We start from the raw sequence: 13,465 nt of genomic DNA on the forward strand, positions 1-13,465 counted from the left end.
CCGAACTGCCATCAGCCTTATCGGTGTAACGAGCCGAGGGTATTGAAAAGGACAATTCATGCAAAACAGTTTGTTGAAGCCCCGCATCATCGAAGTGGAAACCCTGGCCCCCGGTCACGCAAAGGTCGTGATGGAGCCGTTCGAGCGTGGTTACGGTCACACCCTGGGCAACGCGCTGCGTCGCGTGCTGCTGTCGACCATGAGCGGTTACGCTCCCACCGAAGTGACCATCGCTGGTGTGGTGCACGAATACTCGTCCCTGGACGGCGTGCAGGAAGACGTCGTGGACATCCTGCTGAACCTGAAGGGCGTGGTCTTCAAGCTGCACAACCGTGACGAAGTGACCCTGACCCTGAAGAAGGAAGGCGAAGGCGCCGTCCTGGCTTCCGATATCGATCTGCCGCACGACGTCGAACTGATCAACCCGGATCACGTCATCGCCAACCTGACCGGTGGCGGCAAGCTGGACATGCAGATCAAGGTCGAAAAGGGCCGTGGCTACGTGCCGGGCAACGTGCGTCGCCTGTCCGAAGACACCAACAAGACCATCGGCCGCATCATCCTGGATGCCTCGTTCTCGCCGGTGCGTCGCGTGTCCTACGCCGTCGAATCCGCTCGTGTGGAACAGCGTACCGACCTGGACAAGCTGGTCATGAACATCGAGACCAACGGCGTCATCACCCCGGAAGAAGCGATCCGCCAGTCGGCTCGCGTGCTGGTTGATCAACTGAACGTGTTCGCTGCCCTGGAAGGCACCGAAGCGACTGCAGAAGCACCGTCGCGCGCACCGCAGGTCGATCCTATCCTGCTGCGCCCGGTCGACGATCTGGAACTGACCGTCCGTTCGGCAAACTGCCTGAAGGCCGAGAACATCTACTACATCGGCGACCTGATCCAGCGCAGCGAAAACGAACTGCTGAAGACCCCGAACCTGGGTCGCAAGTCGCTCAACGAAATCAAGGAAGTCCTGGCTTCGCGTGGCCTGACCCTGGGCATGAAGCTGGAAAACTGGCCGCCGGCCGGTCTGGAAAAGTAATTCATATCGCCTGGCGGGCTGCGGTGCGAGCCGCCCTGCCAGGCTGATACGAAGCATTACCTGAAGTAGTCGTCATATCTGTAGCAAAAAACTTTTATCCGATATTTACCGGTCCGCGGTCCGGACAGCCCAGCTGCCCTGCCGATAGAAGAACTGGATCAAAACTGTAACCTGAAAGGAAATTACCATGCGTCACCGTCACGGTCTCCGCAAACTGAATCGTACTTCGTCCCACCGTCTGGCCATGCTGCGCAACATGACTGTTTCGCTGCTGCGTCATGAAGCCATCAAGACCACCCTGCCGAAGGCCAAGGAACTGCGCCGCGTCGTCGAGCCGATCCTGACCCTGGGCAAGACCGACACCCTGGCCAACAAGCGTCTGGCCTTCAACCGCCTGCGCGACCGCGAAATCGTCGGCAAGCTGTTCTCCGAACTGGGCCCGCGCTACGCTGCCCGTAACGGCGGCTACCTGCGCATCCTGAAGATGGGCTTCCGTCAAGGCGACAATGCACCGATGGCCTTCGTCGAGCTGGTCGATCGTCCGGAAGTCACCGACGCTGCTGACGCTCCGACCGCTGAATAATTCACCGGGCGCTGCATCATCGACAAAAAGCCAGGCTCTGCCTGGCTTTTTTCTTTTGTGCGCCTGCATTTTCTTTCATGCGGCTGATATGCGCCGTCACGCCTGGCCTCCGGATGTGGTTGAATACCGCTTCTGCAAGGAGATCCATCCATGTCCGCTTCTCTGTTGAACCAGCCCTTGCTGGTGCTGGCCAATGTGCCTGACCTGGCCGTGGCCGAACGCATTGCCGATGCTCTGGTCGAGCAAGGGCTGGCGGCTTGCGTCAATATTCTGGCGCCGGCAAGCTCCGTCTATCGCTGGCAGGGCAAGGTCCAGCGGGATACCGAGATCCCCTTGCTGATCAAGACCACCCAGGCGCGCTATCAGGAGCTGGAGCAGGCGATTGTCCAACGCCATCCCTACGACCTGCCCGAGATCATCGCCCTGCCCATCACCTCCGGCCTGCCCGCTTATCTGGCGTGGATGCAGGATGAGACCGCCCGGCCCCTGCGCGTGTAAGCGCAAGCCGGCCCTTTGAACGAGGAACACCGTTGAACCGCATCAACCGGCGCGAGCGCCTGACAAGATTTCCCCTGCTGGTCGTACTGGCGTTGCTGGCGCTGCTCGGCCTGCTGCTGGCCAAGGCCGCCCAGGCGGCGGACGATTACCTGCCACCCGAACAAGCCTTCCAGCTCAGCGGCCGCATGGTCGATGGCCAGACCCTGGAGCTGAGCTATCGCATCGCTGATGGCTACTACATGTACCGGGACCGTTTCCACTTCAGCGCCGAGGGCGCTACGCTTGGCGAGCCCCGGTTTCCGGCGGGTAAACGCAAGTATGACGAAAACTTCCAGAAGGAAGTCGAAATCTACCACCAGTCGGTGACCGCGCGTATTCCGGTGAGCGGCGCAGTGAAGGATTTTGTCGTTTCGGCGGTTTCGCAAGGCTGCGCCGACAAGGGCTTGTGCTATCCACCGATGACCTTGAAGCTGCCCATGTCGGCCCAGGCCATCGGCCAGAGCGTGAGCCCGGCTGGTGCCGCTGGCGCGAGTCAGAGTGCAGGCGGCAGTGACATCGACGGCATCGCCGCCGTGCTCAAGGGCGGGCAGCTGTGGCGCATCCTGTCGCTGTTCTTCGTGTTGGGCATCGGCCTGGCGTTCACGCCTTGCGTGCTGCCGATGCTGCCCATCCTGTCGTCCATCATCGTTGGCCAGGCGCCGGCTGCGGGTGGCGGACGGGTCCGTAGCTTCCTCCTCTCGGTTGATTATTCGCTCGGCATGGCGCTGGTGTATACGGCACTGGGCGTGGTCGCTGGAATGTTGGGCGAAGGCTTGTCGGCCTATCTGCAGAATCCCTGGGTGCTGGGCGCCTTCGCGCTGTTGATGGCCGCACTGGCCTTGTCGATGTTCGATCTCTACACGCTGCAAGTGCCCGCTGCGCTCCAGTCCAAATTATCCACAGCCTCCGGCGGCGGCAGTGGCAAATGGCTGGGCGTATTCCTGATGGGCGCGATCTCCGCACTGATCGTCGGCCCCTGCGTCGCTGCCCCGCTGGCGGGTGCGCTGCTCTATATCAGCCAGACCGGCAATGTGGTGCTGGGCGGTAGTGCGCTCTTTGCGATGGCGGCCGGCATGAGCGTGCCGCTGCTGCTGATCGGCGCTTCGGCGGGCGCGCTGCTGCCGCGCGCCGGGGCCTGGATGGATGCGGTCAAGCGCTTCTTTGGCGTCCTGATGCTGGGCACGGCGCTGTGGATGGTGTCGCCGGTGATCCCGGCCTGGCTGCAGGTGGCGGGCTGGGCAGCCCTGGGCATCGGCTATGGCGCCTTCCTGCTGTGGACGCGTCCGGCCGGATGGATGTCCCGCGCGCTCGGGCTGGCCGTGGTCACGTTGGGCTTGTTGCAGCTGGTCAGTGTCGTCACGGGCGGACGCGATCCGCTGGCGCCGCTGTCGCATCTGCGCGGGCAGTCCGCTGCGACCGGTGCTACCGACTTCGTGCGCATCCGCTCCAGTGCCGAGCTGGATGCAGCGCTGCAGCAGAACGCCGCCGGTGAGCGTCGCCCGGTCATGCTGGATTTCTATGCCGACTGGTGCGTGTCCTGCAAGGAGATGGAACGGTTCACCTTCACCGACCCGCGCGTGAAGGAACGTTTCGGCCAGATGCTGCTGCTGCAGATCGATGTCACCGCCAACAATGCCGATGACCGCGCCATGTTGAAGCGCTTCAATCTCTTCGGTCCGCCGGGGATCATGTTCTTCGATGCCGATGGACGGGAACTGACGTCGCGCCGCGTGATCGGTTATCAGGATGCCGACAAGTTCATTTCTACCCTGCAAAACCTGTAGTTTCCTCATGTCCCAAGGTAATTTGAAAAGCACTTTATAGTCGTTGGCCCGAGGCTGGCCCCGCGTTATAGTCAGCCTTCTGTTTTCATTCTGTCCACCAAGGAGACCACCATGACGTTGCGCCTGGGCGATACCGCACCGGATTTCGAGCAAGAATCCTCGATCGGCAAGATCAAATTCCACGACTGGGCGGGTGACTCCTGGGTCGTGCTGTTCTCGCACCCGGCCGACTTCACGCCGGTCTGCACCACCGAGCTGGGGCTGACGGCCAAGCTCAAGCCCGAATTCGACAAGCGCAACGTCAAGGCCATCGCCCTGTCGGTGGATGGTGCCGAGGCCCACAACCAGTGGATCAAGGACATCGAGGAAACCCAGCAGACCGTGGTCGGCTTCCCCATCGTGGCTGATGTGGACAAGAAGGTCGCGGGCCTCTACGACATGATCCACCCCAACCAGTCCGAAACCGCGACGGTGCGTTCGCTCTTCATCATCGATCCGAAGAAGAAGGTGCGCCTCATCATCACCTACCCGATGAGCACCGGCCGCAACTTCGACGAAGTGCTGCGCGTCATCGATGCCCTGCAACTGACCGACGGTTATACCGTGGCCACGCCGGGCAACTGGAAGGATGGCGATGACGTCATCATCCCGCTGTCGATCAAGGATGAGGAAACCATCAAGCAGAAATATCCCAAGGGCTACAAGGCACCGCGTCCTTACCTGCGCATCACGCCGCAACCGAACAAGTAATCCTTGCGTCGGAACCGATCAGAAAGCGCTCCTGCGGGAGCGCTTTTTGTTTGCCTTCAGACGGCTGGCGTCACCGTGCGTGCGAAACCGTCCACGAACAGCCGGGCCACTGGCGAGAGCAAGGTGCCGCGTCGCGTCACCAGCTGGTAGGGCTCGCTGCGGGTATGCAGTGTCAGGGGCAGGATGCGTGTCATGCCAAAGCGCGTACAGAACTGCGCCACGTCCACCGACAGCAGCGCCACGAAGTGCGGATTCTTCTGCAGCAGTGACAAGGTGGTGAAGGCCGAGGTGGTTTCCATCAGGTGCAGCGGGAAGCGCAGGTCGGCATCGTGGAATTCGCGCTCCAGCGTAACCCGCATGGGCATGTTGGCCGAATAGACCACCCAGCGCGAATCGGCCAGGTCGGCCAGTTGCAGGCTCTGCGCCCCGGCCAGCGGATGCTGCACGCTGGCCACCACGGCCAGCTCTTCCTCATGGATGTTGAAGGCGTCATAGAGGTCCGGGCGCTGGCTGATGCTGGTGCGGCAGATCGCCAGATCCAGCCGGCCCTGGTCGAGCAGGCGCAGCAGGCGCGCGCTGGTGTCTTCGACGATTTCCACCGACAGGGCCGGGTGCGTCTCCAGCAATTGCGTGAGCGCATCGGTCAAGAGTGGCACCGCGCCCATGATGGTGCCCACCGACAGCCGTCCACCGTGGCCTTGCATGATGGATAACATTTCTTCACGCAGGTGGGTCAGGTCGGTCTGGATCAGCCGTGCATAGCGGATCACGCAATGGCCCAGTTCGGTCGGCTCCAGTCCGCGATTGGTGCGGGTGAACAATTGTGCGCCCAGGGTGCTCTCGATTTCCTGCAAGGCCTTGCTGGCGCCCGGCTGGGTGAGGGCGACCTGTTCGGCCGCCTTGAGCAGGGAACCGTGGTCGGACAGGGCGATGAGCAGGCGCAACTGGCGCAGGTGCAGGCGCGAAGTGATGGAAGCCAGCGAAGGCAGGGTGTTGTGCATGGCAATCGTCCTTGAAGAAGCGCTTAGTATGAGCGTTGGTTATACCCATATCAACAGCTCTCATTAGCCAAGGGGCCCGCGATGGCTTAGAGTCTGGCTTTCAAAAACTGGACGCGGCTGCGAAAATGCCGCTCTGGCGACTTCCGGAAGATGCCCGCCGGGAGCGGACGCAGTGGAGACGTCTATAAATCAAGGCTATGTAACGGCACGCTAGACAAGCTAATGGCACTCATCAACTACATCACCCAGGTCCAGTTCGACTATGGCGCGCTGGCCCTGCTGCAGCAGGAATGCGACCGCCTGGGCATCAGCCGGCCGCTGGTGGTGACCGACATGGGCATCCGCAACGCCGGCCTGCTGGACAAGGTGTTGGCCCAGTTGACGCAGGGCGCCAGCGCCGTGGTCTATGACCAGACCCCGCCCAACCCCAACGAGGCAGCGGTACGCGCAGCCGTGGCGCTGTTTCGTGCGCATGGCTGCGATGGCATCGTGGCCGTTGGTGGCGGTTCCTCCATCGACCTGGCCAAGGGCGTGGCCGTGTGCGGCACGCATGAGGGGCCGCTGAAGTCCTTCGCGCTGATCGAAGGCGGTCTGACCAACATTACCGCCAGGACCGCCCCGGTGATCGCCATCCCGACTACGGCCGGCACCGGCAGCGAAGTCGGCCGCGGCGCCATCCTGATCCTCGATGATGGCCGCAAGGTCGGCATCATCTCGCCGCATCTGGTGCCCAGGATGGCCATCTGCGACCCCGAACTGACCCTAGGCCTGCCGCCGCTGATGACGGCTGCCACCGGCATGGATGCCATCGCACATTGCCTGGAAACCTTCATGGCCCCCGCTTTCAACCCGCCCGCGGATGGCATCGCCCTGGACGGCCTGTGGCGCGCCTGGGCGCACATCGAGCGCGCCACCCGCGAACCCGGCGACCGCGAGGCGCGGCTGAACATGATGAGCGCCTCCATGCAGGGCGCCATGGCCTTCCAGAAGGGACTCGGTTGCGTGCACAGCCTGTCGCATGCGCTGGGCGGCCTCAATCCCCGGCTGCACCACGGCACCCTCAACGCCATCTTCCTGCCGGCCATCATCGCCTTCAACGAAAGCGCGCCCAGCATGGTCAAGGACAACAAGATGGCGCGCATGGCCCACGCCATGGGCCTGGCCAGCGGCGCCGAGATCGGCCCGGCGATCCGCGACATGAGCCGCCGCCTGGGCTTGCCCGCAGGGCTGGCCGAACTGGGCGTGAGCCCGGACTGGTTCCCCCGGATCATCCAGGGCGCCCTGGCCGACCACAGCCACAAGACCAATCCGCGCGAAGCCTCGGAACAGGATTACCTGCACATGCTGCAGCAATCCATGTGATGGCCGACAATGAACAGCGCGGGCAGGCCGGAACCGGCCTGTCCGCATGTCCCCCTCAGCTGCTTCCGCCATGCGCGGGCGCGGTTTTCTTGCCTGACCCGGCCACGGGCGGCATCAACGACACCAGCAGGAGCACAACGTGAGCTACAAGATCCTTGGACACAACTACATCGGCGGCCAGCGCAGCGGCCAGGGCGACGTCGCCCTGCACAGCGTGGACGCAACCACCGGCGCTCTCTTCGAGACACCCTTCCTGACCGCCACCGAGAAGGAAGTCGCGGCCGCCGTGGAAGCCGCCGAGAAGGCCTATCCCCTCTACCGCGCCATCCCGGCCGAGCAGCGCGCGCTGTTCCTGGAAGCCATCGCTGACGAGATCGACGCCCTGGGCGACGACTTCCTCGCCGCCGTGGCCCGCGAAACCGCCCTGCCGGCCACCCCGCGCCTGGCCGGCGAGCGCGCCCGCACCAGCGGCCAGATGCGCCTGTTCGCCAAGGTCGTGCGCCGTGGCGACTTCTACGGTGCCCGCATCGATACCGCCCTGCCGCAGCGCCAGCCGCTGCCGCGTCCGGACATCCGCCAGTACAAGATCGGCGTGGGTCCGGTGGCTGTCTTCGGCGCCAGCAACTTCCCGCTGGCCTTCTCGGTGGCCGGTGGCGATACCGCTGCTGCCCTGGCGGCCGGCTGCCCGGTGGTGTTCAAGGCCCACAGCGGCCACCTGGTCACCTCCGAACTGGTGGCTGATGCCATCGAACGCGCCGTCAAGAAGACCGGCATGCCGGCCGGCACCTTCAACATGGTCTACGGTGACCGCGTGGGCGCCCAGCTGGTCAAGAGCGCCGGCATCCAGGCCGTCGGCTTCACCGGCTCGCTGCGCGGTGGCCGCGCCCTGTGCGACATGGCGGCAGCCCGTCCGCAGCCGATCCCGGTGTTTGCCGAGATGTCCAGCATCAACCCCATCATCCTGATGTCCGAAGCGCTGAAGGTGCGCGGTGACGCCATCGCCAAGGACCTGGCCGGCTCCGTCACGGTCGGCGTGGGCCAGCTGTGCACCAGCCCCGGTCTGCTGCTGGGCGTGCGTTCGCCGGAACTGACCGCCTTCATCGAGAAGCTGTCGGCCGCCTTCGGCGGCACCAGTCCGGCCACCATGCTCAACAGCGGCGGCCTGACCCACTACAACGGTGGCGTGGCGCGCCTGACCCAGCTGCCGGGCGTGAAGGTCATCGCCACCGGCGGCACCAGCTACACCCAGGCCGTACCGCACCTGTTCAAGGCCGATGCCGCCCTGCTGTTCTCCAAGGAAGCGCCGCTGGAAGAAGAAGTCTTCGGCCCCTCCACCGTCATCGTCGAGCTGGAAAGCCGTGAACAACTGCTGGACTTCGCCGCCAAGATGAACGGCCAGCTGACTGCCACCTTGCAAGCCGAGATCGCTGACCTGCAAGGCAACCAGGACCTGATCGCGATCCTCGAACAGAAGGCCGGCCGCCTGCTGCTGAACGGCTTCCCGACCGGTGTCGAGGTGTGCGATGCGATGGTCCACGGCGGCCCGTATCCGGCTACTTCCGACGCGCGTGGCACCTCGGTGGGCACGCTGGCCATCGAGCGCTTCCTGCGCCCGGTGTGCTACCAGAACTACCCGGACGCGATGCTGCCGGCCGCGCTGCAGAACGCCAATCCGCTGGGCCTGATGCGCCTGGTCGATGGCGAACAGACGCGCGCCACCATCGGATAAGACTTGATCCGTCTTTGAGCAGGAGGTCCGATGTGGATCGGACCATGTTCGACGCATCCCGGGTAACCGGGGTGCGTTTTTTTTCGGCGCTGCGCGGGGGATCAGGTGCGGCGCGTCACCTGTGGACGCATGCCCACGCCCAGGCGGTTCCAGGCATTGATGATGGCCACGGCGAAGCTCAGGTGGGCGATCTCGGCATCGCTGAAGTGCTGCTGCAAGCGGGCGAAGGCGGCGTCCTCCTGGTCGGCATCCTGCTGGTGCAGGTGGGTCAGGCGCTCGGCCCAGTTCAGCGCGGCACGTTCGGCCTCGCTGAAGAAGGGGATCTCGCGCCAGGCCGCCAGGGTGTTCAGACGCTGCTGGTCTTCACCCTTCTGCAGCAGGTCATGCGCATGCATGTCGACGCAGAAGGCGCACCCGTTCAGTTGCGAGATGCGCAAAAAGACCAGTTCCACCAGCCTGGGATCGACGCCGCTCTGGTGTACCGCTTCGCTGGCCTTGATGAGGGCGTTGTAGGCGGGGGCGGCCAGCCGGGCGTAGGGCAGGCGTTGCTTGAAGTCGGACATGGGAATTCTCCATCGGGATAAGGTGACAACGGCGCCAATCGCCGGTGTTCCCCTACCAGACGGGGTGGGCTCTCCCGTTGTGACAGTTTTGATGAAAAAGAAGTGAAGAAATCTGAAAAATCTCAGCGGTCCTTGTTTTGCTGTGCGATGGATGCCAGCTTGTCCGGGTTGCGCACCACGTAGATGGCGTGGATGCGGCTGCCATCCGTTTCCAGCACCTGGGCCGATTCCAGCGCGCCATCGACATAGCGCAGCAGGCCCGGGCTGCCGTTGATCCAGGCTGCACGATAGACGATGCGCCGGACGAAGCGGCGCACGTTGGCGTAGTACAGCCAGGAGATGCGTTCGCCGCCGGCCAGTGGATGAGGGAAGGAGGCCACCTTGCCGCCGCCGTCGCCGATCAGGCGCGCATCCTCGGCCAGCAGGCCCAGCATGGCCTCGCGCTGCCCGCTTTGGACGGCTTGCCGGAATTTGTCCAGCAGCAGCGCGTGGGTTTCGCGCGTCACGGGGCTGGAGGCTGCGCGGTTTGATTTCTGGCTTGCATCGGTATCCTGGCGCGCCAGCCGCTGGCGGGCACGATGCACCAGCTGGCGGCAGTTCGCCTCGGACTTTTGCAGGATCGCCGCGATGTCGGGATAGTCGTTGTCGAAAACTTCACGCAGCAGGAAGGCGGCGCGTTCCTCGGGCTTCAGGCGCTCCAGCAGCAGGAGGTAGGCGAAGGAAACGTCACTTCGCTGTTCCAGCAGGGCTTCCGGGGAGGGGGTGAGCTGCGTCTGGCCGTAGAGGTCGATGTCGGGGCCGGGCTCGGCCAGGCCCACCAGCGGCTCGGGCAGCCAGTGGCCGACGTAGTGCTGGCGCTCCTGCTGCAGCTGGCGCAGGCGGTCGATGCACAGCCGCGTGACTACCGTGACCAGCCAGGCTTCGGCTGAATCCAGCACCGACTTGTCCTGGGCGTGCCAGCGCAGCCAGGCATCCTGCAGGACGTCTTCCGCATCGCTGCGCGAGGCCAGCATGCGGTAGGCCACGCCGAACAGGCGCGGCCGGTGCTGCGTGAACAGGGCGAGCGCGGGATCGTCCGTCATCGGCCTGGGCAGCGGCGGGGATCAGCCTTGCTTGAGCTTGCGCGCGATGTCCAGCGCGAAGTAGGTCAGCACGCCATCGGCACCGGCGCGCTTGAAGGCCATCATGGCTTCCATCATGGTCTTGTCGTGGTCCAGCCAGCCGTTCTGGGCAGCGGCCTTGATCATGGCGTATTCACCGCTGACCTGATAGGCGAAGGTGGGCACGCGGAATTCATCCTTCACGCGGCGCACGATGTCCAGATAGGGCATGCCCGGCTTGACCATCACCATGTCGGCTCCTTCCTGCAGGTCCAGCGCCACTTCGCGCAGGGCTTCGTCGCTGTTGGCCGGGTCCATCTGGTAGGTGGCCTTGCTGCCCTTGCCCAGATTGGCGGCCGAGCCGACCGCATCGCGGAAGGGACCGTAGAAGGCCGAGGCGTACTTGGCCGAATAAGCCATGATGCGGGTGTAGATGTGGCCCTTGGCCTCCAGCATGGCGCGGATGGCGGCGATGCGGCCATCCATCATGTCCGACGGCGCCACCACGTCCACGCCGGCGTCGGCCTGGGTTTGCGCCTGCCGGACCAGCAGGGCCAGGGTTTCGTCGTTGAGAATGTAGCCGGTTTCATCCAGCACGCCATCCTGGCCGTGGCTGGTGTAGGGGTCCAGTGCCACGTCGCACAACACCCCCAGTTCCGGGAAGCGGTCTTTGAGCGCACGCACCACGCGCGGGATCAGGCCATCGGGATTGGTGGCTTCGATGCCGTCGGGCGTCTTCAGGGACGGGTCGATCACCGGGAACAGCGCCAGCACCGGCACGCCCAGCGTCACGCATTGCTCCGCTACCGGCAGCAGCGCGTCCAGCGACAGGCGCTCCACCCCCGGCAGCGAGGGCACGGGCGTGCGCAGGCTCTGGCCTTCCTGTACGAATACCGGGTAGATCAGGTCGGCACTGGTGATGACATTTTCGGCCATCAGAGCACGCGAGAAACCGTCGCGGCGCATGCGGCGCATACGCAGTGCAGGGTAGCCGGCGTTGGAACTGAAATCGGTCAGAGACATAGGTCAGCTTTCAAAAAATTAGATGTTATTTGAGGCGATCTTGGAATTATTTCGAGACAAATATCGCTATCTTCGGAGATTTGATTCCTTTGATTGCGAATCCGCCCAAATTTCCATGACTTACTTTATCTTGGCGGCAGGTGATTTTTTCACCTCCCGCTTCCCCTTCCCTCCCTGAGCGGGGCTGATCGCGCAAGCGAAAGGCGTTCTGCCCCGGAGAATATCCCTGTTCTCCGGGGTTTTTTTATTCATGCGTTGTACTCCGTCTGGAAGGTTCTTGCCTTGTCGGCGATCAGGCTTGTGCGCTTTCGGCCCCGGGTTCGGCCGCGCCGGCAGCCTCGGCCGGCACCGGCGGCGTGGCCGGTTCGTTCAGGCCGGCCAGTTCCAGGATCTTGTCGTTGGCTTCTTCCAGGCCGATGCGCTTCAAGGCCGAGAACAGCTGGGCCGTGAACGGGAAGGGCTGGCCGTCCGCATCCACATAGCTTTGCAGGAAGGTCTGGGCCTGGCGCAGGGCATTGGTGGACTCATTGCGGTTGAGCTTGTCGGCCTTGCTCAGGATGCAATGGATGGGTTTGCCGGTGGGGGCGAACCATTCGATCATCTGGATATCGAGGTCGGTGAAGGGACGGCGCGAATCGACGATCATCACCAGCGCCGCCAGCTGCTCGCGCTGGCGCACGTAGTCGCCCAGCAGCGCCTGCCAGTGGTGCTTGGCCGAGCCGGACACTTCCGCATAGCCGTAACCGGGCAAGTCCACCAGCATGGCGCGGATCTCGTCGGGGCGCGCCTCGTCATTGCGGTGCTGGCCCACGTGGGCGCCGCCCAGCGAGAAATAGTTGATGTGCTGGGTGCGCCCCGGCGTCTTGGAGGCGAAGGCCAGGCGCTTCTGGTTGCACAGCACGTTGATGGCGCTGGACTTGCCGGCGTTGGAACGGCCGGCGAAGGCGATCTCTGGCACACTGGTCTTGGGCAGGTCCCGCAGGTGATTGACGGTGGTGTAGAAACGGGCTTGCCAAAGTTGCGACATGGTGGGGGGAAATCCGAAAGAGGAGGGAAAAACGCGGAGAAGCTATTGTACAATGGCCCGAAACCCAACGCCTCGTTGACGCCCAGCAAGCAAAAAATATGGCGGCCATTGGAGACAGGTCAAACAACAGGCATTTGGGAAGGGGGCAGCCAGCCGCCGAACGGGCAAAATCTCTCAATTCCACAATAAGTATTAGGGTGACGAATGAACCGTGCCTTTTCCCCACTGTTGTATACCGTTCTTGCTGCCGTGCTGGCAGTGTCCTCGGCGGCCCATGCGGCCGATGACAAGAAAGCCCCGATCAAGGCCGATCCGGTCAAGGGGGAAGCCCTCTACACCAATGGCGACAACGCCCGCAACATCGTGGCCTGCGTGTCCTGCCACGGCGCGGCCGGCAATTCGACCATTACCCAGAATCCCAAGCTGGCGGGCCAGCATGAGGCCTATATCGCCAAGCAGCTGCTCAATTTCCGTACGCCCGAGCGCAACAACCCGGTGATGTCGCCGCTGGCCAAGGCGCTCTCGGATGAAGACATCCACAACGTCGCCGCCTACCTGTCGGCCCAGGCAGCCAAGCCGGGTGCGGCCAAGAACAAGGAAACCATCGAGCTGGGCAAGCACATCTGGCGCGCCGGTATCGCTGCCAAGAACGTACCGGCCTGTGCCGGCTGTCATAGCCCCAATGGTGCCGGCATCCCGTCGCAGTATCCGCGCCTGGCCGGCCAGCATCAGGACTATACGATCGCGCAGCTGACCAACTTCCGTGGTGGTGCGCGCACCAACAGCACGCAGATGACGGCCATCGCCGACCGCCTCTCGGACAAGGAAATCAAGGCCGTGGCCGACTACATTGCCGGTTTGAAGTAAGCAGCCAGGCGCCGCTGGATGGCGCGGGCAGAAAAGAGGCGGCCGGCGTGCCGCCTTTTTTCATGGGAATTGACGCACGTCGTGGCGCGCGGTGCCGCTGCGC

At 63.8% G+C, this 13,465-nt stretch carries 14 protein-coding genes; 8 read left to right on the forward strand and 6 right to left on the reverse strand.

From position 1 onward, the window contains the following. The first annotated feature begins 58 nt into the window (after positions 1 to 58). Both rpoA and rplQ read left to right on the forward strand, forming a co-directional pair. Complete coding sequence (gene rpoA, locus AACH55_RS00710) at positions 59 to 1,036, forward strand: DNA-directed RNA polymerase subunit alpha (RefSeq protein WP_006464909.1); 978 nt, start codon at positions 59 to 61, stop codon at positions 1,034 to 1,036. A 187-nt stretch (positions 1,037 to 1,223) separates the two neighbouring features. Continuing rightward, positions 1,224 to 1,619: a 50S ribosomal protein L17 gene (gene rplQ, locus AACH55_RS00715; RefSeq protein ID WP_008334167.1), complete on the forward strand. Its 396-nt coding sequence runs from the start codon at positions 1,224 to 1,226 to the stop codon at positions 1,617 to 1,619. A gap of 16 nt (positions 1,620 to 1,635) precedes the next feature. Here rplQ and AACH55_RS00720 read toward each other — a convergent pair whose 3' ends face one another. Continuing rightward, the gene (locus AACH55_RS00720) at positions 1,636 to 1,767 is read right to left on the reverse strand and encodes a hypothetical protein (RefSeq protein ID WP_338717485.1); all 132 of its coding nucleotides are present in this window, start codon (positions 1,765 to 1,767) and stop codon (positions 1,636 to 1,638) included. Between the two features lie 2 nt (positions 1,768 to 1,769). On the opposite strand from AACH55_RS00720, the gene cutA reads away from it, so the two are divergent. The 3 genes from cutA to AACH55_RS00735 all read left to right on the forward strand — a co-directional run bounded on the left by cutA (position 1,770) and on the right by AACH55_RS00735 (position 4,690). Then, positions 1,770 to 2,117: a divalent-cation tolerance protein CutA gene (gene cutA / locus AACH55_RS00725; protein ID WP_338717486.1), complete on the forward strand. Its 348-nt coding sequence runs from the start codon at positions 1,770 to 1,772 to the stop codon at positions 2,115 to 2,117. A gap of 32 nt (positions 2,118 to 2,149) precedes the next feature. Continuing rightward, positions 2,150 to 3,940 (forward strand): protein-disulfide reductase DsbD, encoded by a 1,791-nt coding sequence (dsbD, locus tag AACH55_RS00730; protein WP_338717487.1) that lies wholly within the window; start codon positions 2,150 to 2,152, stop codon positions 3,938 to 3,940. A 111-nt stretch (positions 3,941 to 4,051) separates the two neighbouring features. Continuing rightward, positions 4,052 to 4,690 (forward strand): peroxiredoxin, encoded by a 639-nt coding sequence (locus tag AACH55_RS00735; protein WP_013232193.1) that lies wholly within the window; start codon positions 4,052 to 4,054, stop codon positions 4,688 to 4,690. A gap of 56 nt (positions 4,691 to 4,746) precedes the next feature. Here the strand turns inward: AACH55_RS00735 and AACH55_RS00740 are convergent, their stop codons facing one another. Next, complete coding sequence (locus AACH55_RS00740; protein WP_338717488.1) at positions 4,747 to 5,691, reverse strand: LysR family transcriptional regulator; 945 nt, start codon at positions 5,689 to 5,691, stop codon at positions 4,747 to 4,749. A gap of 222 nt (positions 5,692 to 5,913) precedes the next feature. On the opposite strand from AACH55_RS00740, the gene AACH55_RS00745 reads away from it, so the two are divergent. Beyond that, entirely contained in the window at positions 5,914 to 7,053 is a 1,140-nt protein-coding gene (locus tag AACH55_RS00745; protein ID WP_338717489.1) for an iron-containing alcohol dehydrogenase, read from the forward strand. 139 nt (positions 7,054 to 7,192) lie between these two features. Continuing rightward, positions 7,193 to 8,782 carry an aldehyde dehydrogenase (NADP(+)) gene (locus tag AACH55_RS00750; RefSeq protein ID WP_338717490.1) on the forward strand — a complete coding sequence of 530 codons (1,590 nt, stop codon included), beginning with the start codon at positions 7,193 to 7,195 and terminating at the stop codon, positions 8,780 to 8,782. Positions 8,783 to 8,883: 101 nt separating this feature from the next. Here the strand turns inward: AACH55_RS00750 and AACH55_RS00755 are convergent, their stop codons facing one another. The 4 genes from AACH55_RS00755 to yihA form a co-directional block, all read right to left on the reverse strand. Next, on the reverse strand, positions 8,884 to 9,345 hold the full coding sequence (locus AACH55_RS00755) for a carboxymuconolactone decarboxylase family protein (RefSeq protein WP_338717492.1): 462 nt from the start codon (positions 9,343 to 9,345) through the stop codon (positions 8,884 to 8,886). Positions 9,346 to 9,467: 122 nt separating this feature from the next. Next, on the reverse strand, positions 9,468 to 10,427 hold the full coding sequence (gene sigJ / locus AACH55_RS00760) for an RNA polymerase sigma factor SigJ (RefSeq protein WP_338717494.1): 960 nt from the start codon (positions 10,425 to 10,427) through the stop codon (positions 9,468 to 9,470). 21 nt (positions 10,428 to 10,448) lie between these two features. Further along, positions 10,449 to 11,468 carry a porphobilinogen synthase gene (gene hemB, locus AACH55_RS00765; RefSeq protein WP_338717495.1) on the reverse strand — a complete coding sequence of 340 codons (1,020 nt, stop codon included), beginning with the start codon at positions 11,466 to 11,468 and terminating at the stop codon, positions 10,449 to 10,451. 292 nt (positions 11,469 to 11,760) lie between these two features. Then, positions 11,761 to 12,495, reverse strand: a complete 735-nt coding sequence (yihA, locus tag AACH55_RS00770; RefSeq protein WP_338717496.1) for a ribosome biogenesis GTP-binding protein YihA/YsxC — start codon at positions 12,493 to 12,495, stop codon at positions 11,761 to 11,763. A gap of 204 nt (positions 12,496 to 12,699) precedes the next feature. Between yihA and AACH55_RS00775 the strand changes: the two genes are divergently transcribed. After that, the gene (locus AACH55_RS00775; RefSeq protein ID WP_338717497.1) at positions 12,700 to 13,362 is read left to right on the forward strand and encodes a c-type cytochrome; all 663 of its coding nucleotides are present in this window, start codon (positions 12,700 to 12,702) and stop codon (positions 13,360 to 13,362) included. The last annotated feature ends 103 nt before the right edge of the window (positions 13,363 to 13,465 follow it).

This window comes from Herbaspirillum sp. DW155 (assembly GCF_037076565.1).
GTDB lineage: Bacteria > Pseudomonadota > Gammaproteobacteria > Burkholderiales > Burkholderiaceae_D > Herbaspirillum.